The sequence below is a fragment of the Rhizobium sp. ERR 942 genome, assembly GCF_007828395.1.
Lineage (GTDB): Bacteria > Pseudomonadota > Alphaproteobacteria > Rhizobiales > Rhizobiaceae > Rhizobium > Rhizobium dioscoreae.
This window is the reverse complement of record NZ_VIUA01000001.1, coordinates 763,109-786,937: the sequence shown is the minus strand read 5'-3', so window position 1 is coordinate 786,937 and position 23,829 is coordinate 763,109. Positions and strand designations below refer to the sequence as shown.

23 protein-coding genes and 1 tRNA gene are annotated in these 23,829 nt (G+C 58.8%); 6 read left to right on the top strand and 18 right to left on the bottom strand.

What is annotated here, in order from left to right:
- Positions 1–44 precede the first annotated feature (44 nt).
- A tRNA-Ile gene (locus tag FBZ97_RS03835) sits at positions 45–120 on the bottom strand.
- A gap of 163 nt (positions 121–283) precedes the next feature.
- Between FBZ97_RS03835 and FBZ97_RS03830 the strand changes: the two genes are divergently transcribed.
- Entirely contained in the window at positions 284–1,027 is a 744-nt protein-coding gene (locus tag FBZ97_RS03830; protein WP_092711542.1) for an SIMPL domain-containing protein, read from the top strand.
- A gap of 125 nt (positions 1,028–1,152) precedes the next feature.
- Here the strand turns inward: FBZ97_RS03830 and FBZ97_RS03825 are convergent, their stop codons facing one another.
- The 4 genes from FBZ97_RS03825 to FBZ97_RS03810 all read right to left on the bottom strand — a co-directional run bounded on the left by FBZ97_RS03825 (position 1,153) and on the right by FBZ97_RS03810 (position 3,084).
- Positions 1,153–1,491 carry a hypothetical protein gene (locus FBZ97_RS03825; RefSeq protein ID WP_092711544.1) on the bottom strand — a complete coding sequence of 113 codons (339 nt, stop codon included), beginning with the start codon at positions 1,489–1,491 and terminating at the stop codon, positions 1,153–1,155.
- A 247-nt stretch (positions 1,492–1,738) separates the two neighbouring features.
- Entirely contained in the window at positions 1,739–2,044 is a 306-nt protein-coding gene (locus tag FBZ97_RS03820; protein ID WP_069612602.1) for a hypothetical protein, read from the bottom strand.
- 178 nt (positions 2,045–2,222) lie between these two features.
- Positions 2,223–2,648, bottom strand: coding sequence for a secondary thiamine-phosphate synthase enzyme YjbQ (locus tag FBZ97_RS03815; RefSeq protein WP_113351890.1), 426 nt, complete (start codon positions 2,646–2,648; stop codon positions 2,223–2,225).
- A gap of 82 nt (positions 2,649–2,730) precedes the next feature.
- Positions 2,731–3,084 carry a DUF1428 family protein gene (locus FBZ97_RS03810; protein ID WP_113388888.1) on the bottom strand — a complete coding sequence of 118 codons (354 nt, stop codon included), beginning with the start codon at positions 3,082–3,084 and terminating at the stop codon, positions 2,731–2,733.
- Between the two features lie 144 nt (positions 3,085–3,228).
- Here FBZ97_RS03810 and FBZ97_RS03805 point away from each other — a divergent pair, with 144 nt between their 5' ends.
- Complete coding sequence (locus FBZ97_RS03805; protein WP_145316611.1) at positions 3,229–3,621, top strand: GNAT family N-acetyltransferase; 393 nt, start codon at positions 3,229–3,231, stop codon at positions 3,619–3,621.
- Positions 3,622–3,635: 14 nt separating this feature from the next.
- Here the strand turns inward: FBZ97_RS03805 and FBZ97_RS03800 are convergent, their stop codons facing one another.
- From FBZ97_RS03800 to rpoD, 8 genes are all read right to left on the bottom strand, one after another.
- Complete coding sequence (locus FBZ97_RS03800; protein ID WP_145316609.1) at positions 3,636–4,562, bottom strand: LysR substrate-binding domain-containing protein; 927 nt, start codon at positions 4,560–4,562, stop codon at positions 3,636–3,638.
- Positions 4,563–4,850: 288 nt separating this feature from the next.
- A complete protein-coding gene (locus tag FBZ97_RS03795) occupies positions 4,851–6,080 on the bottom strand; it encodes an MFS transporter (RefSeq protein ID WP_145316607.1) in 1,230 nt (409 codons plus the stop codon).
- 94 nt (positions 6,081–6,174) lie between these two features.
- Complete coding sequence (locus FBZ97_RS03790; protein ID WP_145316605.1) at positions 6,175–6,906, bottom strand: phenylalanine--tRNA ligase beta subunit-related protein; 732 nt, start codon at positions 6,904–6,906, stop codon at positions 6,175–6,177.
- A gap of 81 nt (positions 6,907–6,987) precedes the next feature.
- Complete coding sequence (locus FBZ97_RS03785; RefSeq protein WP_145316603.1) at positions 6,988–7,794, bottom strand: AraC family transcriptional regulator; 807 nt, start codon at positions 7,792–7,794, stop codon at positions 6,988–6,990.
- A 92-nt stretch (positions 7,795–7,886) separates the two neighbouring features.
- Positions 7,887–8,864, bottom strand: coding sequence for a DMT family transporter (locus FBZ97_RS03780; protein ID WP_145316601.1), 978 nt, complete (start codon positions 8,862–8,864; stop codon positions 7,887–7,889).
- Between the two features lie 138 nt (positions 8,865–9,002).
- Positions 9,003–10,454 (bottom strand): DUF930 domain-containing protein, encoded by a 1,452-nt coding sequence (locus tag FBZ97_RS03775; protein WP_145316599.1) that lies wholly within the window; start codon positions 10,452–10,454, stop codon positions 9,003–9,005.
- 235 nt (positions 10,455–10,689) lie between these two features.
- Positions 10,690–11,490 (bottom strand): APH(3')-II family aminoglycoside O-phosphotransferase, encoded by an 801-nt coding sequence (locus FBZ97_RS03770; RefSeq protein WP_186449439.1) that lies wholly within the window; start codon positions 11,488–11,490, stop codon positions 10,690–10,692.
- A gap of 101 nt (positions 11,491–11,591) precedes the next feature.
- Entirely contained in the window at positions 11,592–13,652 is a 2,061-nt protein-coding gene (gene rpoD / locus FBZ97_RS03765) for an RNA polymerase sigma factor RpoD (RefSeq protein ID WP_145316597.1), read from the bottom strand.
- A gap of 108 nt (positions 13,653–13,760) precedes the next feature.
- Between rpoD and FBZ97_RS03760 the strand changes: the two genes are divergently transcribed.
- Entirely contained in the window at positions 13,761–13,991 is a 231-nt protein-coding gene (locus FBZ97_RS03760; protein WP_145316595.1) for a hypothetical protein, read from the top strand.
- A gap of 111 nt (positions 13,992–14,102) precedes the next feature.
- Here the strand turns inward: FBZ97_RS03760 and tdh are convergent, their stop codons facing one another.
- Complete coding sequence (gene tdh, locus FBZ97_RS03755) at positions 14,103–15,140, bottom strand: L-threonine 3-dehydrogenase (RefSeq protein ID WP_145316593.1); 1,038 nt, start codon at positions 15,138–15,140, stop codon at positions 14,103–14,105.
- A 21-nt stretch (positions 15,141–15,161) separates the two neighbouring features.
- The gene (locus tag FBZ97_RS03750; protein WP_145316591.1) at positions 15,162–16,349 is read right to left on the bottom strand and encodes a glycine C-acetyltransferase; all 1,188 of its coding nucleotides are present in this window, start codon (positions 16,347–16,349) and stop codon (positions 15,162–15,164) included.
- A 262-nt stretch (positions 16,350–16,611) separates the two neighbouring features.
- Between FBZ97_RS03750 and FBZ97_RS03745 the strand changes: the two genes are divergently transcribed.
- A complete protein-coding gene (locus tag FBZ97_RS03745; RefSeq protein ID WP_145316589.1) occupies positions 16,612–17,382 on the top strand; it encodes an SDR family oxidoreductase in 771 nt (256 codons plus the stop codon).
- 39 nt (positions 17,383–17,421) lie between these two features.
- On the opposite strand, the gene recQ is transcribed toward FBZ97_RS03745, so the two are convergent.
- Both recQ and dnaG read right to left on the bottom strand, forming a co-directional pair.
- On the bottom strand, positions 17,422–19,302 hold the full coding sequence (gene recQ / locus FBZ97_RS03740) for a DNA helicase RecQ (protein WP_145316587.1): 1,881 nt from the start codon (positions 19,300–19,302) through the stop codon (positions 17,422–17,424).
- Between the two features lie 7 nt (positions 19,303–19,309).
- Positions 19,310–21,295: a DNA primase gene (gene dnaG / locus FBZ97_RS03735; RefSeq protein WP_145316585.1), complete on the bottom strand. Its 1,986-nt coding sequence runs from the start codon at positions 21,293–21,295 to the stop codon at positions 19,310–19,312.
- 569 nt (positions 21,296–21,864) lie between these two features.
- On the opposite strand from dnaG, the gene FBZ97_RS03730 reads away from it, so the two are divergent.
- Together FBZ97_RS03730 and FBZ97_RS03725 are read left to right on the top strand one after the other, a co-directional pair.
- Positions 21,865–22,098 (top strand): hypothetical protein, encoded by a 234-nt coding sequence (locus FBZ97_RS03730; RefSeq protein ID WP_092711581.1) that lies wholly within the window; start codon positions 21,865–21,867, stop codon positions 22,096–22,098.
- Between the two features lie 349 nt (positions 22,099–22,447).
- Positions 22,448–23,350 (top strand): hypothetical protein, encoded by a 903-nt coding sequence (locus tag FBZ97_RS03725; RefSeq protein WP_113388899.1) that lies wholly within the window; start codon positions 22,448–22,450, stop codon positions 23,348–23,350.
- On the opposite strand, the gene FBZ97_RS03720 is transcribed toward FBZ97_RS03725, so the two are convergent.
- Positions 23,331–23,783 (bottom strand): GatB/YqeY domain-containing protein, encoded by a 453-nt coding sequence (locus FBZ97_RS03720; RefSeq protein WP_095435367.1) that lies wholly within the window; start codon positions 23,781–23,783, stop codon positions 23,331–23,333. The genes FBZ97_RS03725 and FBZ97_RS03720 overlap by 20 nt on opposite strands.
- Between the last annotated feature and the right edge of the window lie 46 nt (positions 23,784–23,829).

Here is a 23,829-nt window from a genome sequence, read left to right as displayed (position 1 = left end):
GTCGCGTCGGAGAGATCATCGTAGTTTTGCAAGCTGGAAACAAATGGTGGGCCCGGAGGGACTCGAACCCCCAACCAAGCGGTTATGAGCCGCCGGCTCTAACCATTGAGCTACAGGCCCAGCGCAAGATTGAGACTCCGCGCTCGCGACTCCGGAGCAATGGTTCCCCGAAGACGACTTGGCTCTAACCCAATTTCTGTTTTCCGACAAGGGACTGCCGTAATACCTTCACAATCAATCCGCAAAAGCGGATCTCGAGGGATCATCAACCAAGGAACGAATCATGCTTCTGACGAAAACCAGAGATTTTGCTCTTGCCGCTCTTGTCAGCGCCACTTTCTTCGTGCCTGCGGCTGCAGCCTTTGCCGAAGATGCCAAGCCGCGCGAGGCTGTCATCACCGTCACCGGTGAGGGACATGCTTCCGTCGCGCCGGATATGGCTGTCGTAACGCTCGCAGTCGTTCAGCAGGCCAAGGCGGCCCAGGATGCACTCGATCAGAACAACAAGGCCATGGGCGCCGTGCTGGCAACGCTGAAGGAAAGCGGCATTGCAGAGCGTGATCTGCAGACCTCCGGCTTTTCCATTCAGCCGCAATATACCTATCCGAACGACAAGGACGGCCACAACCAGCCGCCGGTTCTGAACGGCTATCAGGTGACGAACGGCTTGACCGTTCGCGTGCGCGATCTCTCCAAGCTCGGCGGGCTGCTCGACCAGGCGGTCAAGCTCGGCATCAATCAGGGCGGCGATATCCAGTTCACCAACGACAAGCCCGACGCCACGATCGAAGAGGCCCGCAAGAAGGCAGTCGCCGACGCTGCCGCCAAAGCAAAGACCTTGACGGATGCCGCCGGCGTCAAGCTCGGCCGCGTTATCGCGATCCACGAAGGCGGCATTGCAGCCCCGCCGCAGCCCTATATGCGCAGCATGGCCGCGGCGGCTCCGATGGACAAGGCAGTTCCCGTCGCCACCGGAGAAAACGAATACAACGCATCGGTGAGCATCACCTACGCGATCCAGCAGTAATCAAAACAAAACCGCCCTTCGCTCAGATCCGATCGGAGCGAGCAAAGGGCGGTTCCGCGGCCCCCGCCAAAAAAGCGAAAAGGTCAGAGAGTGAAAACGGGCGCCTCGTGCGCCCGCTTTGCTTGTCAGCGGCCCAGGAGCGGGCAGCCGCGAACATTGGCAAACATCATCGTATCCGGACCGCGGCGGCCGAAACCGTCGACGACGACGCGACGCGGCGTCACATCCACGACACGGGCGCGACGCAGGCCATAGCTGCGGGCAACGTCCACGGCCTGGCGAGGATCGCAGCCGCGGCGGTCAAAACGCGGCGGCGGACGGTCATAATCCGGCGGTGGCGGGCGATGACGGCCCGGATTGACATAGATATCCACACCCTGTGCGGAGGCAAAATCCGCCGTGCCCGACAGGGCGGTCACTGCAACGCAGGCGGCGACTCCCAATTTTGCCAGCATTTGTTTCATTATATTCTCCATGAAGCAGAGGGCTTCTTTCTCACGCCTGCTATATTTGCTGAGCGAGTGCCCAAGAGGTAACGGCGCTATGCTGAATGAGCTCAGAATCAGCCATTCATCCATTATTCAGCTACATTGAACGCTAAAGGGAAACCAGATGGCCGATAATAGCACAACATAAAAAATAAAGCCGCCTCCCCTTCGGAGGCGACTTCGAATCCATCGAATAGATGTGGAAAACTTGGGAGCGCTGCGATTAGCGGCGGATCAGCGGGCAACCCGGTGCGTTGGCGAAGACAACCCGATCAGGACCACGGCGGCCGAAACCTTCAACAACGACGCGGCGCGGCGTGACATTGTCGATGCGGGCGCGGCGCAGACCCATGTCCCGTGCTTTCTCGACGGCGAGGCGCGGCGAGCACATGCGACCGCGCGGGTGGTCATAGCGAGCCTGCTGAATACCGGGATGGAAGTCGTTGGCGGAGGCCGTGACGACCGTTGCGGACATGGCGCCGAGCGCGATGAGAGCTGCAATACCTGCCTTGGCGAAAAGATTGGTCATGGTGTTTCTCCTTCAAATCCTTGCTGCGGATCGTTGTAATCCCATTATTGGCCTCGCCATCGGCAATGCCTCGGGATTGGGGCCACGTTAGGTCAGCCAAGCTGAACCGAACACGAATTGGCCGTTCAGATTGTATTCACGACGGTTAACAATCTATTGACGCAATAAGGAACGCGGCTCAGGCGGAAAAATGCAGCACGATTTCGCGCCGATGCGGCCGGTCGCGATGCTCGAAAAGGTAGATGCCCTGCCAGGTGCCGAGCGCCAGCCGACCGTGCGTCACCGGAATGCCGATCGAGACCTGCATCAGTGCGGCTTTGATATGCGCCGGCATATCGTCCGGCCCCTCCATCGTGTGCACGATCCAGCGCATCGAAGGATCCGAGGATGGCGGCACGAGCCGGCTGAAGAAGGCCTTGAGATCGGTCTTCACATCGGGATCGGCATTTTCCTGGATCAGGAGGGAACAGGAGGTGTGGCGGACGAAGACGGTCAGAAGCCCCTCACCGCCGCCTGCAGCGGTGCGGACGAATTCCGCCACCTGATCGGTAAATTCATAGAGCCCCTGGCCATGAGTCGAAAGCGTGATCACTGTTTGCGGCATGGCATCCTCCGGGCATGGCGATAGCGATCCGCATCAGGTCGGGCGAGTGGCCGGAATGTCAAGCCCGGCCACCGCGTTGAGCCTATAGCGAGATGATGATGTTGAAACCACCATAGATCAGGCGTTTGCCGTCAAAGGGCATGTTTTGCATGTCATCCTTCAAACGCGGGTCGGCCATGACCTTCGCCAATACTGTGTCGCGGCTCTCTCGCGATTCGTAGGTGATCCATGAGAACACAACGACCTCGTCTTCCTTCGCCTGCACGGCACGCGGGAAAGAAGTAAGTTCGCCATACGGCACGTCGTCGCCTATGGCCTCGACATAGCTGAGCGCGCCATGCTCCCGCCAGACATCGCCGGCCCTGCGCGCCTGCGCCTTGTATGCTTCAATCTTGTCTTTCGGCACGGCAAGGATGAAGCCATCGACATAGGACATTTCTGCCTCCTCTGTTCTATGTTCACCTTTGAAAGACGGTTGACGGCAATCAGATCCGACATTGGCGGCAGATATTTTTCGCACGCCTGCCGGTTGGTCGGAAACGGCCGCGAATTCGCTGAACGATCCCGCGGAGGGACGCCAATGACGATAGAATACCAGAATGATCCCAAGCTCAAAAATGAGGTGCTCAATGCCCTATGGGCAACCGCATGGGGCAGCTCCTCCCCTCGCGATTTCCAGCCCGTTCTCGCCAGAAACCTCGCGCATGTAGGCGCATTCGCGGCTGCAAGACTGGTGGGCTTCGTCAATGTCGCGTGGGATGGCGGCATTCATGCCTTCATTCTCGACACCTGCGTCGATCCGGAATTTCGGCGAAGAGGTATCGCAAGCGCTCTGGTCGAGCGGGCGAAAACCCTGGCCGGCGAACGTGGCGCGGAATGGCTGCATGTCGATTTCGAACCACATCTCACCGGCTTTTATCGAGGGCTCGGTTTTGTTCCCACTGAGGCCGGCCTCATTCGGCTGCGCGATTAACAGACCATCACCCGCTAGCTCGGCGAATGAGCTTGCGAGAGCAGCCAGTTGCGAAACAGGGCCGCAGCCGGATTCACCAGGGCATTCGGCGGATAGACCAGACTATAGCTGACAGCAGCCGGCTGCACCTCGACGAAGCATCTGACTAGCTTTTTTTCGGCGAGGTCGCGTGCCACCAGCGAGCTTCGCACCAGGGCGAAGCCGCGGCCCCGCCGGCAGGCCTCCAGCATTTCGGCGAAAGAATCGAACAGGAGAGCCTCCTCGACCGCCCGAGCGATGTCGAAATGCGGTTTTGCCTCATCATCCAACCCGCTGGTAATTTGCTCGTGCCAACGCTGCCAATCCAGAATTGTGTGCCGCATGCCGGAGTAACGCAAAAGCGGAGCGGCCCTTATAGCCCAGCGCGGCGGCAGTCGTTTGGACAGTTCCGGCGAACTGACGACGAACTCCTCGTCAGTCAACAGTTCTTCATGCGTAAGACCGGCATCGGCACGGCCGAGCCAGACGGCAAGATCGGTGCCATCAGGCTGAAAATCCGGGCGCTGATAGCCGACAGCCAGCTTCACCTCGATGTCTGGATAGCGCTGGCAGAAATCCGGCAGCCGCGCCGCCAGCCACTGGCTGGAAAACTCCGGCGAGACGGATATCGCGACGCTGCGAATCGAAATACTCGCGCGCGCCTGGTACAAGGCGGTTTCCAGCTCGGCGATCACGCTTGAAATTGCGGGGTGCAGGCGCGCACCCAACGGCGTCAGCCGCGCCCCATTTCGGCCTCGGTCGAACAGGCGCCCGCCGATCCATCCTTCCAGCTGCGCAAGCTGATGGCTGACGGCGGTCTGTGTCTGCCCGATCCGCTCGGCCGCACGACCGAAACCGCCGGTCTCTACAATGGCACAGAATGTCTGAAGCACCGAGAGCGGTGGCAGCGGCCTCTTTCCCATGAAAATCCCTCATGCTTTGCAGCCTGAGAATTCATTGTACATCACTATATTCTAAGCGCATCTATCTATTGGCCAGGCACTTCGAGGTCGTAGATATATGAACATTCTTCATATTATAAGCTGGAGAACATGCGCCGTCCAACTCCTGACCCGACGAGGGGGCATGGAATGGCGATCGTATAAGGAAAATGCCCGGAAGCGAGATATGCTACCTCAGGCAAACCAACATCTATTGCGAGATATCGGGCTAAGCGACCTTGCGGAAAAGCAATCCAATGATGAATGTCGCTAGCCTTTGAGCGTCTTCACTCTGTTCAGGTCCGGAAAGAGGCGCATCCAGAGCAGCACCACCACAATGGTCCCGACGCCACCGACGATGCCGGTGAGGACAGGCCCAAGTGCAGTGGCAAGCATGCCGGACTCGAATTCACCGAGCTGATTGGAGGTGCCGATAAAAAGCGAATTCACGGCATTGACGCGGCCGCGCATGGCATCCGGCGTCAGGAGCTGCACGAGCGAGCTGCGCACGACGACGCTGACCGTATCCGAAGCGCCGACGACGAAGAGCGCTGCGACCGAAAGGATGATATTGCTCGACAGCGAAAAGACGATGGTGGCGACCCCAAAGACGAGCACGGCAAACAGCATCTTCTTGCCGACATCGCTCTGCAGCGGCCGGCGTGCCAGCCAGATCGACATAATGAGCGCACCGATGGCCGGCGCGGCGCGCAGCAGGCCAAGTCCCCATGGCCCGGCATGCAGAATATCCCGCGCAAACATCGGCAGCAGCGCCGTGGCGCCACCGAGCAGCACCGCGAAGAGATCGAGCGAGATCGTCCCCAGCATGACCGGCCGGCTCTTGATGAAGGAGACGCCGGCAAAGACGGAGCTCAGCGTCACCGGCTCGCGCGACGACGGCTGCTCGCGTTCGACCCGTATCGAGATAACGTTGATGCTGGCGATGACATACAGCGCAGCCGAAACGGCAAACGGCGCAACGGGGCTGACGCCATAAAGCAGACCGCCGAGCGACGGCCCGATGATAAAGGCGGTCTGCATCATCGAGGTGGAGGTCGCGATGGCAACCTGCAGCAGCGACGACGGCACAATATTGGGCAAAAGCGCCGCCATGGTCGGACGTTCGAAGGCCGTCGCCGCACCCATGATGGCAACGGCGGCTAGAATACCGGCAGGTCCTATCCAATGAAACCAGACAGCTATGGCAAGGACCATTGCGGTCAGCGCCTCGATGATCTGGCAGGCAAGGCCGATGCGGCGCCGATCGAACCGATCGGCGACATGCCCGACGACGAAGGTCAGGATGACCATCGGCAGAAACTGGCAGAAGCCGACGAGGCCGAGGAAAAAAGCGCTATGGGTCTGATCGTAGATCATCCAGCCCATGGCAACCGTGACAGACTGAAAGCCTATCGAGGAAAAGACACGCGACGCAGCGAATGAACGATAGCCGGGGTGACCGAGCACGCTTGGCCGGTCTTGAGTCTGCAGGGTATCCATGAGCCTTCTTAGTCTGCCGCCACGGACGCTTGCAGACATGCTTCTCGACAGTCGGAAATTCTACAGTCCCTGCTCTGCCTGAACGCGCCTTCTGTCAATCTCGTTTTTGCTGCAGTTGCAAATTCATCGCGGCCGATAGATCAAATCGCGGTGATGACAGGCTGAGGAGGCCCTGCGTGGCCTCGATCGACCAGATGGCGGTCAACTCCGACGCAATCGCATCGATCAGCTTCGGAACATCGCTGCCTGCCGATTCGTGCAGCGCCTCCGCGACGATCAGCATCGAACCTGTATCATTGCGCACGGCGGACAAACCACTCTGGCGATTGGTCCAGCGCCGGGCATGCGCCCGTCCTGCTCCATCGGCAAAGATCACTTCTCTGACTGCCGGATGCTCTATTTCGCCGGAAAAGGTCAAATAGGTTTCGCTGCCACTCGCATGCCGCACTTCGAGATCGCCAGAGATTTTCGCAAGATCAAACACGGCGACGGGAATTGCGAAAGCGATCGAAATCGCATTGCAGAGATCGACAAGCGGATGCAGCCGCGGCAACGACCCTTCCTGGCGAAATCGGCGCAGCAGCGCTTCGGATGCGCACCGATATTGTGTCGGCTTCAAGCCCATTTTGGAGAAAGCACGACGCCAGGCCTGGATTTCAGCCATCTCGCTCTCTGGAGCTTGCTTTAGCCGGTCTGCAGCAATCGCATGATATTTGGCAATCCGATCTTCGACATCGACAGTCGAGGTGATCCCTTCAGCAAACAACACGCCGGGAACCAGCTCGGGAAACTCGCTCCATATCTCATTCGAATGGCGGAAAAACATGGCACCTCCTGATAGGCATCTGCTTGGCGCAGCAGAAAACCTCGCCGCTGTCCTCCGGTCTTGAATAAAATTGCAGAAGCTTCAGCCGATCGCCGCCGCATAGGCGCCGGGCGAGACGCCGAAATTGCGGGCGAAGAGGCGCGTCATATGGCTCTGATCGGAAAAACCGCTGGCAAAGGCCGCTTCGGCTAAAGACATGCCCACCGCAATCAGTCGGCGCGCTTTATGAATCCGGCGCTGCATGAGGTAAGCATGCGGCGTCAGCCCCGTCGCCTTGGTGAAGGCCCGCAGGAAACGAAATTGGCTTAGACCGCACAACTCCGCAAGCTCGGCAAGGGTCAGGGGAGCGGCTGGATCGTCATCGATCAGCTCGCGCGCCCTTTTGATATCAGTGGAAATGGCATCTTCACGCAAGGCACCGGATCCCTCACGCATCACAGCGGCGATGAGCGACAGCAGCAGGCCATCCCGCAGGAGAACATTTTCAGCCGCATCCTTGACCAGAAGCGAAAACAGGCTTCTGAAATGCCCAGCCATCTCCCCGTCGCGGATGACAGGCGACGGAAATTCCATCACACCGAACCTGCCCTCACCGATATCGCGAAACAGATCACCGATCAGACTGGGATCGAAATAGAGCATGGACCATGCGCGGCTCTCGCCGACGGGCATGCCGTCATGCACCTCATTTGGATTGACGCTGATGACGTCTCCGGCCTCTGCCTGCACCATCCCTCGCCCGCTAAGTGATCTCTGCGCGCCGGTTTCGATGACTCCGATGCCGAACTGGTCATGCGTGTGCTTGGGGAAGCTGTGGCCTGTTTCGGCCCGGACTGCCTCGATGCCGGCAAGGCGAGAGCGGTATATCCTGAATTGACCGGACTTCATCGCTGATACCTCTCATCCCGTCTATTCGCTGTATCAGCTATAGCATCCAACACGAGCGATAATGTTGCCTACCCGCAATCGGGACACAAGAATTAAACGCCGCCTGCAGCCTTGTCTTCCTCCGCCGTCACCAATGCGGCCTGCGTATTGCCGGCAACCGCCGTCGGCAGCGGCGTGCCGCGCTTGCGCTCCCGCGCCAATGTCAGCAGGCCGGAAAAGATGATGAGGACAATGCCGACGGCCATCGGCATATCGATGCTGTCGTTGAACAATAGGTAGCCAAAGGCGATCGCCCAGAGCATCTGACTATATTGCGGCGGCGCAACCAGATTCGCAGGCGCCATCTGCGCGGCCGTCAAGAGCAGGACACTGCCGCACGCGCCAAGCAGGCCATAGCTCGCGAGGAATATCCACTGCGTCGGCGTGGGCATGATGACTTCGGAGAGCATGAGGAGGCCGCTGACGATAAGCGTTCCGAAAAGGCCTGCCCCATAGAGCGAGATGCGCTTCTCCTTCGAACCGAGCGCGCGGTTGATGACAATGGAGATGGCCGCCGCAAGGCCACCGATCGCTGCGCAAAGGTGCCCGACCGAGAGCTCGCGAAAACCCGGACGCAGGACGATCAACACGCCGACGAAACCGAGAATGACCGCCGTCCAGCGCTGCCAGCGCACATCCTCTTTAAGAAAAATCACAGAGAGAATGGTGACAAAGGACGGCAGCAGAAACAGCAGCGCAAAGGCTTCCGCCATTGGCAGTTTGGTGAAGGCGACGACGGAGCAGATGGCGCCCGCCGCGCCGCAGACGAAGCGCAGCAGCCACAAGGGACGGTTTGACGTCCGCACCATATCGAGCCACTCGTCTTCCCGCTTCTTCAGGAAAGGTATGGCGGCAAAGCCGAACAGCGCACCGATGAACGCGACCTGATAGGAAGGGATCGTCCCGTGAAGGATCTTGATCGACGCATCGCTGAAGGCGAAGACTGCATAGGACGCGAATGCCACGAGGACACCACGCAGGGCGGAGCGGCCCGCTGCCGCAGAACTGGAATCGGCTGTAATCGAGGACATTGGAATCTTGAGAAAAGGGCGATGGAAGAACACTGAATCAGTGGGATGCAGGCAATTGTATGATGAAATGGAGTGGATTTCGATTGGGGTGGGGATAAACTATTGTTTCAGCCGGACGCTTGAGGCGACCCAGCCAAATCAATTTCCAAGAAAGCCCAGCTTGTCGAGTTGGCTAGGAGAAACACGCCCCCTGACGGTGTAGGAAAAAGCGGTAACCTTCAATGCATCACTATCGACTTCGCAGGTGAATGCTACTCTCTGCCAGCCATTGGGAGTCTGCACGGCGACGCCGTCTCCAAACAGAGCAGCATCGGAAACCATCGCCTGCGATAGCGCGGAATTCACATAGCCAATAGCCTGCAAATCGTGGCGGTATTGAAGTTTTTCCTCCGAATTGCAGAGATAGGCCACGCGTTGGCGCCGTGGCAACTTCTTCCAAGCGTCGTATTCGCTTTTGGACAGACGCGCCATCTCGGCACTTGAATAAAGCTTCTTGGCCTGAATAGCTCGCTTCGGCGCAACCGATTTGGGAGCTTGCGGCTCGGTAACCAATGCAGTGCCGCCTTCAGCCGGGTTACTTTTGCCTCCCGAAGCAGACTGGCTTTGAGCACTCTGCTGTGAAGGAGATGGCTTCACCGCCGGAACAACAATCTGCGGCGGGTCTTTCGCTTCGTCCGTGGCCTGCTCGGCAGGAGACTGCTGCTGCGGATCGGATGATGGTGGGGCAGGAGCTTGTGCTTGCGGATCATTCTGATCTACCGCTGGGGTCTGCGGTGGCTGCACTTGCGAATCCGAAGGCTCGTTGGTCGCCAGGACGTCTGGTGCGGTCGACGAGACTTTCGCGGACGAGTCGCTTGCCGGCGGTTGGGCCGCATTTGTCTGCGGATCCTTAGCGTCAGCTGGCTGCTGCGCTTCCTGCGCTTCCTGCTGCGCCGCCTGTGCCTGAGCCTCGGCTTGCGCAGCCGCCTGAGCATCCGCTTGTTGTTCAGCCGCAGCATCGTTCGGAGGCGTTGGAGGGGTATCGTCCTTCGACTGTTCCGCCGCGTCTGCCTCCTGCGTGGTATTTGCGTCCTTCTGATCGCCCTTCATGTCCGGAAGCGGCGTTTCGGTCGCAGAAGGCTGCTGTTCCGCTTTCTCAACAGGCTTCCCAGCGCCGGGATCATCAGGTTTGGGCTCAGATTTCGCCTGCTCCGACTTATCGGCCTTGGTCTCGTCAGGCTGAGATGCAGGTTTCTCTGCCTGCTTCTTACCATTGGGATCGGATTGCTTCGGTGGCTGTTCGTCTGCTTTTTTTCCCTCCGGCTGCTGCGGCTCCTGTTGAGCGTCCGCCGTCTGTTCTGCCGGCTTCTCGTCAGGTCTTGGCGTCGGTTTGGGAGGCTGGTCGGGCTTCTCATTCGCCTTCGTCGCCAGTTCCTGTTTTTGCTCCTGCTGCGGCACCAGCTCAACATTGACGCTCTGCTCGGGCTTCGCCTCTGGCGGCGCGGGAAATAGCGGCAGCAAAAAGAGCGCGACAAACAGGACGTGCAGAAGGATCGACAGGACAAAGCCCGGCCTTATCTCCCTATCCCGTTTTTCCGCACCCTTTTCCATCGTTCAGCCGAGGACTCGCGCAGAGAAAGCAATCAAGAGGAAATTGCACATCGATTCATTCGATCCTTACTGGCAAACAGATCAGAAGACTTTTCGGTCGCTGACATATGGTAGCCGACCACACGCCGGGAAAGAGGTATCGGCCGAAATCGAACTTGTCAGGCATCCGCGCGATCCGCAATGGCGCAAAAACAAACCTGCGTGATCACGCAGCGCGGGATAGCCGCATCTCCCGTTAGAAGAACTCATCCAGTAGCCGATAATAGGTCATCTTTTCGGCCTGCAGTTCAAAATCGCCATAGGCTTTCAAAAACTCGCCAACCAATTCCCCTCCGAAATTGTGCGCGATGCTGCCGCAGGCCAGCGCGATATCCTGATGGCGATCAGCCACGCCGAGGCGGCCGCAATCGATATAACCGCTGAATCTATCGCCATCGACTACAAAATTCGGAAGGCAGGCATCGCCATGAGTGACGACAAGATCCTCCGTCGGCGGTCTCTTGGCCTGAAGTTCGCGAAAAAGATCCGCCGCCGACCTTCCGAGCCGGGCCTCATCGAAGTCGTCCTCATCGACGCGGCCGGCAATCAAGTGTGCCCTTGCCGCAGCAATTCTATTCTCCAGCCGATGATCGAAGGGGCAGGCTGCGATATCGATGGCGTGCAATCGCCGCAACGCATCCGCCAAAAGCCGCACCCGCTCAAGCGGCTGTAACCACTCGGCGCTGACGAAATCGCTGCCGGGAAGAGCACTCATCAAAAGCCATTCGCGTTCGCCGTCCTTTTCATGGGCAATGATATCAGGGCACGCAAAGCCCTGCGAGGCGAGCCATCGCAGCCTGGCAACCTCGCCGGCCAATTCACCCAAGGGATCGGTCACCTCAGTCTTGAGATAAACAGGCGCGCGTCCATCGGCCTCAAGTCGGAAGACATGGGCCGAAGAACGCCCGAGCGCATCCTGCCGCCATTCATATCCAGCCAATGCATCGCGTAGCCGCATTGGGATGGCTGTTTCCATGAATTGCGGCTTGCTCGCCATGATCACCCTCTTTGAGTCCGATATCGCCAATGAAAAGCCCGGCTCGCTTTCGCGAACCGGGCCTGGCTTTGTAAACTACCGATGTCGGCTTGCACCAGACCTCAACTGTCGAGGAAGCTCCGGAGCTTGCGGCTGCGGCTCGGATGCTTGAGCTTACGCAGCGCCTTCGCCTCGATCTGACGGATACGTTCGCGCGTGACCGAGAACTGCTGGCCGACTTCTTCGAGCGTGTGGTCGGTGTTCATGCCGATGCCAAAGCGCATGCGCAGTACGCGCTCTTCGCGCGGGGTCAGCGATGCCAGAACGCGGGTTGTCGTTTCGCGCAGGTTCGCCTGGATGGCGGCGTCAATCGGCAGAAGCGCGTTCTTGTCCTCGATGAAATCGCCGAGATGCGAATCTTCTTCATCACCCACCGGGGTTTCGAGCGAGATCGGCTCCTTGGCGATCTTCAGAACCTTGCGCACCTTTTCGAGCGGCATGGCGAGCTTTTCGGCCAGTTCTTCCGGCGTCGGCTCACGGCCGATTTCGTGCAGCATCTGGCGCGACGTGCGGACAATCTTATTGATCGTTTCGATCATGTGCACCGGAATGCGGATGGTGCGCGCCTGGTCGGCGATCGAACGGGTGATCGCCTGACGAATCCACCAGGTGGCGTAGGTCGAGAATTTGTAACCGCGGCGATATTCGAACTTGTCGACCGCCTTCATCAGGCCGATATTGCCTTCCTGAATGAGGTCGAGGAACTGCAGGCCGCGATTCGTGTACTTCTTGGCGATGGAGATGACGAGGCGCAGGTTGGCTTCGACCATTTCCTTCTTGGCGATGCGAGCTTCGCGCTCGCCCTTCTGAACCATGTGAACGATACGGCGGAATTCCGAGATCGAAATACCGGTTTCGGTCGCAAGATTCTGGATTTCCTGGCGAATGTCGCGGATCGTCGTGTTTTCGCTCTTGGCGAATTCCTTCCAGCCGCGCGCAGCCAGATTGCCGATCGACTTCATCCAGTTCGGATCGAGCTCGGCGCCCTGATACTGCTCCAGGAAGCTGTCGCGCTTGACGCCGTAGGATTCGGCAAGACGCAGCAAGCGGCCTTCGTTCTGAACGAGACGCTTGTTGATGTCGTAGAGCTGCTCGACGAGGGCGTCGATGCGGTTCTGGTTCAGCGACAGAGACTTGACCGACTTGACCAGCTCATCCTTGAGTTCCTTGTAGCGGCGTTCCTGGGCGGAGGACAGCGTGCCGGAGGCCGACAGGCGCTGCTCGACCTGCTGGTCCTGCAGCTTGCGCAGCTTCTTGTAGGTTTCGGCGATGATGTCGAGCGTCGTCATGACCTGCGGACGAAGCTCGGCTTCCATCGCAGCGAGGGAGAGGTTGGACTCATCTTCGTCCTCTTCCTCCTCCTCGATCGGTAGACCTTCGCCGCCGACATTGGTGATGTCGTCGTCGCCGGAGGGCGCGCGGCCGCGGCGTGCCTTTTCCTTTTCTTCGGCAGCCTTGCGGTCAGCCTCGATCTTCTCGGGGCTCTGGAACTGCGGCGCAGCCTTGGCCTCCGGACCGGAATAGGTGGTTTCGAGATCGATGATCTCGCGCAGCAGCGTCGTGCCTTCGTTGAGTTCGTCGCGCCAAATAATCAGCGCCTGGAACGTCAACGGGCTCTCACAGAGGCCACCGATCATGGTTTCGCGACCGGCTTCGATGCGCTTGGCAATCGCGATTTCGCCTTCGCGCGACAGAAGCTCGACGGAGCCCATTTCGCGCAGATACATGCGCACCGGGTCGTCCGTGCGGTCGGTCGGCTCTTTCTTCTTGGTGGTGGCGAGCGCAGAACCCGTGGAGGGAGCGAGTTCGCCGCCCTCGCTATCGTCATCGCCGCCGGCATCGTCGTCGTCGCTGGCCGCAGCGCCAGCCTCTTCGACGTCTTCGTCCTCAATGACGTTGATGCCCATGTCCGAAAGCATGGCCATCGTGTCTTCGATCTGTTCGGACGTCACTTCCTCGGACGGAAGAACGGCGTTGAGCTCGTCCATCGTCACATAGCCGCGCTTCTTCGCGGCCTTGATCATCTTCTTGACCGCGTCGTCGGAAAGATCGAGAAGTGGGCCGTCGGAGGTGCCGTCGCGCTCGACTTCAGCTTCTTCGTTCTCTTTGACCTTTGTTGCCATCTTTATATCGTCGCTTTCCCTGACGCTGCAAACTTACACGCGGTGAAACAATCACACTGACTGGCGCGCCCTGCACCAGCCGCGACTCACCGACGAACACCTAACGGAATGACCTTTAATGCCCAATTAACCACGATCACCGCCACCGGAGTGCAAAGCTGGATTGCGTTTGGATTTCCGGCCATGATATCAGGTGATCCGCTTGATCCAGTTTTACCGTTCTTTCCGAAGTCAAACGGTGATTCCCAGAATTTTAGTTCTCGTCAAGCTTTTCCAGCAAAAAAGCCCGTTAAATGCGCGAAAAAGCCTTATCCACAGGCTCCGCACGCAGCGATTTAATGTTTCCCGTATTTAGGAAGTCCCCACGCGATGACAAGAGCATTCTGAGCAAAGCCTCACATTTCCAGCATCGGCAGGTATTACCGAGGCCGGAAGTGTGTCCGAATGGCATCAATTCCAGTCCATGACGACCTTGCCGGAATTGCCCGAGCGCATTGCTTCGAAACCATCGCGGAAATCATCGATGCCGATACGATGCGTGATGAGGGGCGATACATCGAGACCGCCTTGCACGAAGGCGATCATCTTGTACCAGGTCTCGAACATCTCGCGGCCATAAATGCCCTTGAGGTTCAGCATCTTGAAGATGACCTTGTTCCAGTCGATCTCGAAGCCTGCCGGCGCAATGCCGAGAATGGCGATCTTGCCGCCATTGTTCATCTTATCGATCATGTCGCGAAAGGCGGGAGCCGCGCCCGACATTTCCAGACCGACGTCAAACCCCTCGGTCATGCCGATGGACTTCATCACATCAGCGAGGTTTTCCTTGGAAGCGTCGACGACATGATCGATGCCGACCTTGCGGGCAAGCGCCAGCCGGATGGGATTGATATCGGTGATGACGACCTTGCGCGCACCGGAGCGCTTGGCGACCATGGCCCCCATGATGCCGATCGGCCCCGCGCCGGTCACCAGTACATCCTCGCCGACCAGATCGAAGGAGAGTGCCGTATGCACGGCATTGCCGAAGGGATCGAAAATCGCGGCAATTTCATCCGGGATATCGTCGGGGATCGGCACGACATTGGATTCGGGAATACAGACGAACTCACCAAAGGAGCCGGGACGGTTGACGCCGACACCGAGCGTGTTGCGGCAGAGATGGCCCCTGCCCGCCCGGCAGTTGCGGCATTTGCCGCAAACGATATGACCTTCACCCGAGACGCGCTCACCGACATGATATTTTGTCACGGCGGAACCGATCTCGGCGATCTCACCGCAGAATTCGTGACCGACGACCATCGGCACGGGAATGGTCTTTTGCGCCCATTGATCCCAGTTCCAAATATGGACATCCGTGCCGCAGATCGCCGACTTCTTGACCCGAATCAGAACATCGTTCGGCCCGACTTCGGGAACCGGCACATGCTCCATCCACAGCCCGACCTCCGGCCTGGATTTGACCAACGCTTTCATCATGTCCGACATGATCGGTTCTCTCCAACCAATTCAAATGATTCCGAGTTCTTTTCCGGCTTCGGCAAAGGCTGCGATCGCCTTTTCGACATCGGCCTTCGAATGGGCAGCTGACATCTGCGTGCGGATGCGCGCCTGTCCCTTCGGCACCACGGGGAAAGAAAAGCCTATGACGTAGACGCCCTTCTGCAGCATGAGCGCCGCCATGTCCTGCGCGAGCTTTGCGTCGCCAAGCATGACGGGAATGATCGGATGATCGGCGCCGGCAAGCGTGAAGCCGAGCTTAGTCATCTCTCGCCGGAAGAGTTCGGCATTGCCTTGAAGGCGTGCGCGCAACTCGCCGCCGTTTTCGATCAGATCGAAGACTTTCAGCGAGGTGGCGGCGATGACCGGTGCCAGAGTATTGGAAAACAGATAGGGACGCGAGCGCTGCCGCAGCCATTCGACGATCTCGCCTCTCGCAGACGTATAGCCCCCAGATGCCCCGCCGAGCGCCTTGCCGAGCGTGCCGGTGATGATATCCACCCGGCCTTCGACGCCGCAATATTCCGCCGATCCCCGGCCATGCTCGCCGACGAAGCCCACCGCATGGCTGTCATCGACCATGACCATGGCGCCGTATTTTTCCGCCAGATCGCAGACGCCGCCGAGATTGGCGATGATGCCGTCCATCGAGAAGACACCGTCGGTCGCGATCAGCTTGAAGCGGCTGCCCTCGGCCTTCTTAAACTCCTCTTCCAAGGCAGCCATATCGTTGTTGGCATAGCGGAAACGCTTTGCCTTGGAGAGCCGGACGCCATCGATGATCGAGGCATGATTGAGGGCATCCGAGATAATGGCATCTTCTTCCGAAAGCAGCGTCTCGAACAGCCCGCCATTGGCATCGAAGCAAGAGGAATAGAGGATCGTCGCCTCCATGCCGAGGAAAGCTGAAATCCGCGCCTCGAGCTGCTTGTGCTCTTCCTGCGTGCCGCAAATGAAACGTACCGAGGCCATGCCGTAGCCATAGCGATCGAGCGCCTTCTTCGCGGCCTCGGCAAGTTCCTCATTGTCAGCGAGGCCGAGATAATTGTTGGCGCAGAAATTGAGGACGCGCGCGCCACCAAGCACGGCGATTTCGCCGGCCTGCTTGGAGGTGATGACGCGCTCGGCCTTATAGAGGCCGGCTTCTTTCAGGCCGAGAAGCTCGTTGCGCAAATGGGATATGAACGCTGAAGTCATGGTCGCATTCCGATGCTGGTCAAAGGGCCTAATTCATGAAGGAATAACATAGGATCCGGCCCGTTGCTGCATCCGACAGCGGCAAAAATGCGCAACGCCGTGACGTCTGCGCGATAGGCGGCAGTTTCGATATTATCTGTCAAAGCGGACTGAATACACGCAACTTTCCAGCCAGCCTTCATTGCTCACTATCTCAAAAATTACTTGACTCAGTCCAATATTTCACAGCAGATTAGCGTTACTCTGAAAATAAGGGAGAGCCATGAGCATATTCCATAGATTCTCCCTCGCAGGACGGGTTGCCCTCATCACCGGGGGCGGACGCGGGCTCGGATTCGAAATCGCGAAGGCTCTTGCCGATGCCGGCGCTCACGTCATCGTCAATGGGCGAACCGCAGCGACATTGAATACGGCCGTCGGGATCATCCAGGCGAGAGGTGGCTCCGCAGAAACCGCCGCCTTCGATATTTCCGATCGCGACGCTCAGCACGCAGCAATAAGTGACATCGAAAACAACCACGGCCGGCTCGACATATTGATCAACAACGTCGGTGCGCGCGACAGGCGCCCGCTGGCCGACTTCGATGACGAGGCGATTCTCGCCTTGCTCAACACGGATCTCGCCGCCTCGATCATGCTCTCCCGCGATGCCGCGCGCTTGATGAAACGAAACAATCATGGGCGGCTGATCTCGGTCACTTCGATCAGCGGTCAGGTCGTCATGCCGGGTGACTGTGTCTATCCCGCCGCCAAGCAGGGCCTGACGGGCCTCATGCGCAGCATGGCTGTGGAATTTGGCCCTCACGGCATCACAAGCAACGCCATCGCGCCAGGCTGGTTCGCAACGGAAACCAACGCGGCCATGGTCGCGAACGAAGACCTGATCCCCATCGTGCGCCAACGCATCCCCGTTCAGCGCTGGGGACGTCCGGACGAGATTGCGGGCGCCACACTGTTCCTCGCCAGCGACGCCGCATCCTTCGTCAACGGCCATGTCCTGACCGTGGATGGGGGCATGACGGTGCGCATGTAGCTGCCAAACCGCCTGGCCAGCACGCTCCGCCGCCAGAGATCAACGACTGATGAAATCCGAGATGACAGCAAGGAACGCATCTCCGTAGCGTTCGAGTTTTGACTGACCGACGCCGGAAATCCCCAGAAGCGCCTTATGGTTTTTCGGTCGCTCCGTCGCAAAGGCGATAAGGGTCGTGTCGGGGAAGACGACGTAAGGCGGCACGCCCAATTCCCTGGCGATCCGGGTACGCTCGGCCCGTAGCGTATCGAAGAGAAGCTGGTCTTCGCCGGTAAGACCGTGAGCCTGCTTCTCCGGTCGTCCCGCCTTCTTGCCGCGACGGCCCGTTTCGGGCCGATCCTTGCGGAAGAAGATCTGCCGCTCGCGCTTGAAGACAGCCCTTGCCTGTTCCTCGAGCTTCATGGCGCCGAAGGCCGTGTGGTCGATGCTGATGAACCCGTTCGCCAGCAATTGCCGGAAGATCGATTGCCATGTGCGGGCGGGAATATCCTTTCCCGCGCCGAAAACCGGCATGTCGACATGGCCGAAGCGCTCGGTCTTCTCGTTGACGGTGCCCATCAGCACATCGATGACATGGCCGGTGCCGAAACGCTCGCCGGTGCGATAGACGGCGGCGAGCGCCTTAATCGCCGCTTCCGTCCCGTCCCAAGTCTCGACAGGCTTGAGGCAGGTATCGCAATTGCCGCAGCCGCCGCCGTGCGCCTCACCGAAATGCGCGAGGATCGACTGCCGCCGGCATCCTGCCGTTTCACAAATGGCGAGCAGCGCATTGAGCTTTGCCCGCTCGACGCGCTTTATCTCCTCGGATGCCCCGCCTTCATCGATCATCCGCCGACGCTGGATGACGTCGGCCATGCCATAGGCCATCCAGACATTCGAGGAAAGGCCATCACGCCCGGCTCGTCCCGTCTCCTGATAATAGGCTTCCACTGAACCCGGCAGATCGAGATGGGCGACATAGCGCACATTCGGCTTGTCGATGCCCATGCCGAAGGCAACCGTCGCCACGAGGCACAGGTCTTCCTCTTTCAAGAAGGCATCCTGATTGGCATCGCGAAGCGCTCGATCCATGCCGGCATGATAGGGAAGTGCGCGGATGCCCTGCCCGTTCAGCCATTCTGCCGTATCCTCGACCTTTGCGCGCGAGAGGCAATAAACAATGCCGCTATCGCCACGATGCCCATCGAGAAAACGCAGCAATTGCTGGCGCGGCTGATCGCGCTCGACAATCTCATAGGTAATGTTCGGACGGTCGAAGCTGGTGGTGAAGACCTTGGCATTGTCGAGCGACAGCCGTTCGATGATGTCGTCGCGCGTGTGCGGATCGGCCGTTGCCGTCAGGGCGATGCGCGGGACGCCGGGAAAGAGCTCGGCAAGCCTGCCGAGATCGCGATATTCCGGCCTGAAATCATGCCCCCATTGCGAGACGCAATGCGCCTCGTCGATGGCAAAAAGCGCAATCTTCACTCTGCCGAGCATCTGACAGAAGCCTTCCGTCACGATGCGTTCCGGCGTCAGATAGAGCAGATCGAGCTTGCCGGCGGGAATAGCGCGATAGACATCGCTCGCCTCCTCGCGCGACAGTGACGAATTCAAGGCGGCCGCCCGAATGCCGAGCTGCTTCATCGCCTCCACCTGATCCCGCATCAGCGCAATCAGCGGCGAGACGACGATGCCGATGCCATCGCGGCAGAGCGCGGGAATCTGGAAGCACAGCGACTTGCCGGCACCGGTCGGAAACAGCACGACCGCATCGCCGCCGGAAACGACATGCTCGATAACCTGCTGCTGCTTGCCGCGAAAGGCGGAATAGCCGTAGACGCGTTTCAGCACATCGAGCGGCGTGGGCGCAGGTGTGCCCTCACCAAACAATGCGTCGTCTGCGGAAAATCGCGGCTCTTGTCTTTCAGGCTGAGGCATCTACTCCCTATTTTCCAGCGGCACCTTTGACGCGGCCGGAGAGCACGCCGAAGCCATCGATGATCGCTTCCTGGTTTTCCAGCCGCAGCGCCTCGAGCTGCACTTCCTGCAAGGCGCGAATCAATGGCTCGATCGCTTCACCGTCGCCTTCTTCCGTCGCCTCGGCAATAGCACCCTCCAGCTCGATCTTATGCCAGCGCAATGCTTTCGAACGCTTGTGGAGCGCGAGCGCCTGGCGATACCCCTCGCGCGCATCCTCCATGGCGGCCTCCTCGGTCGCTGTCCACAGACGGGCATTGCGAATCTGCTGCTCCAGACCCTTCAGCAAGGCGCCGAAATCCTGTTCTTCCAATTGCTCGACCAGCCGCTCGCGGACGAGCTGAGGCCCGACCAGAGTTGCGGCCGCCCCGAGAACCGCGGACCAGAGCCGCTGCAACTCACGACTGTCATAATCGATCGCGGCAATCTCGTCATATTCGTCCTGCAGGAGTGCCGGATGGTTGACGATGGTCAAAGCGAGCACGCTTTCGCGAAGGCTCGGAATATCCTGATGTCCCTTGATCATGGCCGAGCGCTGCAGGCGGTCGGATGCCGTCGTTGTCATTGCGGCCCCAACACGTGCCTGCCCGCCGCGACCTGCGAAGTTGCGGCCATTGCCGTCACGGGAAAAACCACGCCCCCGCTGGCCGCCCCGCTGGAACTGCGGCTGGAACAGCCCGTTCAGCCGCTCGCGCATATTCTGCTGATAATGGCGGCGCACATCTTCATCGCCGATGACCGAAACAATGCGCCGCAATCGCGCTTCCAGCTCCGCACGCGCCTCCGGCGTCTCGAAGGTGCCGCTGGCGGCCTCCCTCGTCCAGATGAGCTCAGCAAGCGGCTTTGCCTGCGCCAGCACCTTGTCGAACGGCGCACGCCCATCCTGCCGCACGAGATCGTCAGGGTCCTTGCCATCGGGCAATAGCGCAAAGCGCACGGTGCGGTTCGGTTTGATGTGCGGCAGCGCCAGATCGGCAGCACGATTGGCGGCACGGATGCCGGCACCATCGCCATCGAAGCAGAGCACCGGCTCCGGCGTCATCTTCCACAGGAGATCGAGCTGGCTCTCCGTCAGTGCCGTGCCGAGCGGCGCAACCGCATTCTCGACGCCGGCCTGATGCAGCGCGATGACATCCATATAACCTTCGACTGCTATAATCGTGCCACCGCCGTCGGCACCCTGAGCAGCGCGGCGGGCGCGAGTGAAATTGTAGAGCACGTTGCCCTTGTGAAAGAGCTCTGTCTCGTTGGAATTCAGATATTTCGCAGGTGCATCCGGCGACATGGCGCGGCCGCCAAAGGCGATCACCTTTTCTCTGGAAGAGAGAATCGGAAACATGATGCGGTCACGAAACCGGTCATAGGAAACCGGCACATTCTCGTGCACGACAAGGCCACAGGCCTCCATCTGTTCCTTCAGCACACCCTTGCCGGCAAGATGCTCTTTCAGCGCGTTGCGGCTATCGGGCGAATATCCTAGGCGGAAGGTTTCGATCGTGCGGCCGCTGAGGCCGCGATCACGCAGATAAGCCCTCGCCCGTGCACCATTGGCGGTCTGCAGCTGATCTTGGAAAAACTGAGTCGCCATCTCCATGACATCGAGCAGCGACGTGCGTTCCTTCTCGCGCTTCGCCTCCATCGGATCCGCAACGGGCATGGGAACGCCGGCCATGTCGGCGATCTGCTGCACTGCTTCTGGAAAGCTCAGGCCCTCCAGCTCGGTCAAAAAACGGAAGTGATCGCCCGTCACGCCGCAGCCGAAGCAATGATAACGCCCCTTGCGATCTTCGCAGTGGAAGCTCGGCGACTTCTCGCCGTGGAAGGGGCAGCAAGCCCAGTAATCGCCGCGCGGCACATTCGTCTTGCGCCTGTCCCAGGTCACACGACGACCGATCACGTCCGAAATCAAGACGCGGTCGCGAATCTCGTCGAGAAACGTATTGGAAAATCGCATGGCTACCTCTGGCTCATCCCATATAAACAGGAATACCAGGCATTGCCACGATGACCCCGACCGCCTCCCACGCTATTCACAGCCCTTTGTCGGCGATTGCATCCTCGCCATTCGATCACAACTCCGTGAACACGGCGACACATTTATCCGCATTCGTGTCGAAATCCACGGCTGCGTTCGACAGGCCTGAAACGCTCAAAAATCGCCTCGGCGTGACCGAAACTGGTAGGGTTATGTCCATAGGAGTAACTATTTCGTCCGCGAAAATCCGCCAAAAAGCAAAGGCTTGCGCAGCCTATTGTCGATAAACGCGAATAAGAGCACTGCAATAGACAATCAATGGCTGCAAAGCAATGACGCCCGCGGGACACTCTCTGACGGCGCATTTGCGGCAGGTTTGTAAGCCAAACATTATTTTTTTGTAATTTGATTGTTCGTGTGCGCCGCAATAGCGTTCTTCTCACAGGGCGAGACAAGCCGGCGAAGAAACTTCTTTGCGACGCGACATGCCGAGACGCCCTGACGAACCGGAAGCCACCAGGTACGGGCTTTCAGTTTAGGAGAGGGAAATGCGCATTCTGATCGTACCCTTGGCAGCAGCGGCCATCTTCGCCACAGCGACCTACAGCTCGGCCACGATGGACAGCGGCGCCAGCGAAAAGAATGTGCTCTATGCCGGTGCGGGATATCAGTTGCCGGCGAATATGAAAGTTCCTGCCCTTACGGCAGGCGTAAAGGTTCAAATGTCCGAACTGCCGCCGCAGGCATTGGCTTTGCCCCAGCAGATTAGGATCTTCAGATAAGTTCAGCAGATACTCAGGTGGGGCACCATCCCTACCCCCGGCGCCGCCCCACCTGAGTGCCTTTGCAAAAGACGTTTGATTTTTGGGCCCCACCCTGCGTCATCGAACGTCAGCAAAGCGCAAGAAGGCAGGAGCTCCCCCAGCTCCTGCCTTCTCTAATTTTGGGCCATCTCAATTTCGCGACAACACGAGCATTGAACATAGGCTGCGGACCATCTTTGGTTCGTCGGCGCAAGTATCTTGACGCAACGACCTCGATCGATATCTTTTATTATCTACGTATATGCGATCTTAGTAATTATCTCGTCAGACAATTTGAAACTTTGTTCAGCTGATCGGAGACGGTTGCATGTCTTTATCCGCGAAGGAACTTGTTCAAGACCCCAAATTTTTCACGGAAATCCTCGATTATACACGAGAGATTATATCCACTTATGATGAGAATCAGCGCGTATGCTCTGTCTTTGCTTCGCAGCAACGCTGGCTGATGGCGCTCGCCGGCTTCGCCCTTTATTGCGGCGGCATCGATGGAGAACCGCCCGGCATTCATGCCAATCGCTTCGCCAACTATATCGTCGAACATGAAATCGCCAGCCACAACACCGCGCTCAGCTTCATTCAGGAGATGCTGGCTCTCGGTTTTCTGCGCTATCTGCCGGTCACGAGCGACAGGCGCACGCGGCCGATGCAGCCCACGGAAGAGGCAGCAATGCAGCTTGCGAAATGGATGAGCATCCATCTTTCCGTGCTGGATCGATTGGATGGCGGCAAGCGCAACGCCCTGTTCAGCAAAAAACCGGAGCTCATTGGTCTGCTACAGCCCCCGATCTCGGTCGGCATCATAGAAAATGACGACCTGCGCAATCCGGGAGAAACGTTCGATCTGTTCACCTGGGCAAATTCAGGCGGCATCATCATGGATTATCTGATCTCCCGCATCGTCACGATCAACACGACGACTCAGAAAGCGGTCATCGGGCCGGTGGCCTTTACGGATATCTGCAACCGGTTTCTCATCTCCAGGACCAATGCAAAGCGACTCATGAACAAGGCAATAAAGATGCAAAGCGTCGGATGGACGGGATCGCCGGGGCGGAGCCAGCTTTGGCTCTCCACCGCTTTCATTGAGGAATATCGGAATTATCAGGCGGGGAAGCTCGCCATCATAGACGCCGCCTGGCAAACTGTCCTCGGCACGCGGCCGGTCCGCATGCCGAGGGTGAAACAGAGTTTTACTTCAGCAGTTCCTTAAGGATGGCCGAGGCTTTTGCGAAATCCATCTGGCCGGCATAGCGCTCGCGCAGGGCGGCCACACACTTGCCCATATCCTTCAGGCTCTGCGCGCCGAGTTCTGCGACAATCGCAACGCAGATTTCACGCACCTTTTCTTCGGAAAGCTGCTCGGGCATGAAGCCCTGGATGACGGCGATCTCTTCGCGCTCCTTGTCGGCGAGCTCCGGGCGGCCGCCGTCGATGTAGATCTTCACCGATTCCTCGCGCTGCTTGATCATCTTGGCGAGCAACTGCAGGATCTCATCCTCGCTCGCCTGTTCCTTGCCGAGACCGCGATTGGCAATGTCCTTGTCCTTGATCGCAGCAAGGATGAGACGGACGGTCGAAAGCCTCGCCGTATCCTTTGCCTTCATGGCGTCCTTCTGGGCATTGGAAAGGGTTTCGCGGATCATGTCTCTAAACTCCTTGAAGCAGGCCGGCAACGATCGCCCCGGCCAC

What these genes read in the sequence shown, in the direction of transcription:
- FBZ97_RS03830 (WP_092711542.1), top strand. Translation starts at nt 284, where the DNA reads ATGCTTCTGACGAAAACCAGAGATTTTGCTCTTGCCGCTCTTGTCAGC.
- FBZ97_RS03720 (WP_095435367.1), bottom strand. Translation starts at nt 23,783, where the DNA reads ATGATCCGCGAAACCCTTTCCAATGCCCAGAAGGACGCCATGAAGGCA.
- FBZ97_RS03745 (WP_145316589.1), top strand. Translation starts at nt 16,612, where the DNA reads ATGAGCATATTCCATAGATTCTCCCTCGCAGGACGGGTTGCCCTCATC.
- FBZ97_RS03795 (WP_145316607.1), bottom strand. Translation starts at nt 6,080, where the DNA reads ATGGATACCCTGCAGACTCAAGACCGGCCAAGCGTGCTCGGTCACCCC.
- FBZ97_RS03725 (WP_113388899.1), top strand. Translation starts at nt 22,448, where the DNA reads ATGTCTTTATCCGCGAAGGAACTTGTTCAAGACCCCAAATTTTTCACG.
- FBZ97_RS03820 (WP_069612602.1), bottom strand. Translation starts at nt 2,044, where the DNA reads ATGACCAATCTTTTCGCCAAGGCAGGTATTGCAGCTCTCATCGCGCTC.
- FBZ97_RS03780 (WP_145316601.1), bottom strand. Translation starts at nt 8,864, where the DNA reads ATGTCCTCGATTACAGCCGATTCCAGTTCTGCGGCAGCGGGCCGCTCC.
- FBZ97_RS03810 (WP_113388888.1), bottom strand. Translation starts at nt 3,084, where the DNA reads ATGTCCTATGTCGATGGCTTCATCCTTGCCGTGCCGAAAGACAAGATT.
- FBZ97_RS03730 (WP_092711581.1), top strand. Translation starts at nt 21,865, where the DNA reads ATGCGCATTCTGATCGTACCCTTGGCAGCAGCGGCCATCTTCGCCACA.
- tdh (WP_145316593.1), bottom strand. Translation starts at nt 15,140, where the DNA reads ATGTCGGACATGATGAAAGCGTTGGTCAAATCCAGGCCGGAGGTCGGG.
- FBZ97_RS03825 (WP_092711544.1), bottom strand. Translation starts at nt 1,491, where the DNA reads ATGAAACAAATGCTGGCAAAATTGGGAGTCGCCGCCTGCGTTGCAGTG.
- FBZ97_RS03775 (WP_145316599.1), bottom strand. Translation starts at nt 10,454, where the DNA reads ATGGAAAAGGGTGCGGAAAAACGGGATAGGGAGATAAGGCCGGGCTTT.
- FBZ97_RS03785 (WP_145316603.1), bottom strand. Translation starts at nt 7,794, where the DNA reads ATGAAGTCCGGTCAATTCAGGATATACCGCTCTCGCCTTGCCGGCATC.
- FBZ97_RS03790 (WP_145316605.1), bottom strand. Translation starts at nt 6,906, where the DNA reads ATGTTTTTCCGCCATTCGAATGAGATATGGAGCGAGTTTCCCGAGCTG.
- FBZ97_RS03760 (WP_145316595.1), top strand. Translation starts at nt 13,761, where the DNA reads ATGACCTTTAATGCCCAATTAACCACGATCACCGCCACCGGAGTGCAA.
- FBZ97_RS03815 (WP_113351890.1), bottom strand. Translation starts at nt 2,648, where the DNA reads ATGCCGCAAACAGTGATCACGCTTTCGACTCATGGCCAGGGGCTCTAT.
- recQ (WP_145316587.1), bottom strand. Translation starts at nt 19,302, where the DNA reads ATGCCTCAGCCTGAAAGACAAGAGCCGCGATTTTCCGCAGACGACGCA.
- rpoD (WP_145316597.1), bottom strand. Translation starts at nt 13,652, where the DNA reads ATGGCAACAAAGGTCAAAGAGAACGAAGAAGCTGAAGTCGAGCGCGAC.
- FBZ97_RS03770 (WP_186449439.1), bottom strand. Translation starts at nt 11,490, where the DNA reads ATGGCGAGCAAGCCGCAATTCATGGAAACAGCCATCCCAATGCGGCTA.
- dnaG (WP_145316585.1), bottom strand. Translation starts at nt 21,295, where the DNA reads ATGCGATTTTCCAATACGTTTCTCGACGAGATTCGCGACCGCGTCTTG.
- FBZ97_RS03800 (WP_145316609.1), bottom strand. Translation starts at nt 4,562, where the DNA reads ATGGGAAAGAGGCCGCTGCCACCGCTCTCGGTGCTTCAGACATTCTGT.
- FBZ97_RS03805 (WP_145316611.1), top strand. Translation starts at nt 3,229, where the DNA reads ATGACGATAGAATACCAGAATGATCCCAAGCTCAAAAATGAGGTGCTC.
- FBZ97_RS03750 (WP_145316591.1), bottom strand. Translation starts at nt 16,349, where the DNA reads ATGACTTCAGCGTTCATATCCCATTTGCGCAACGAGCTTCTCGGCCTG.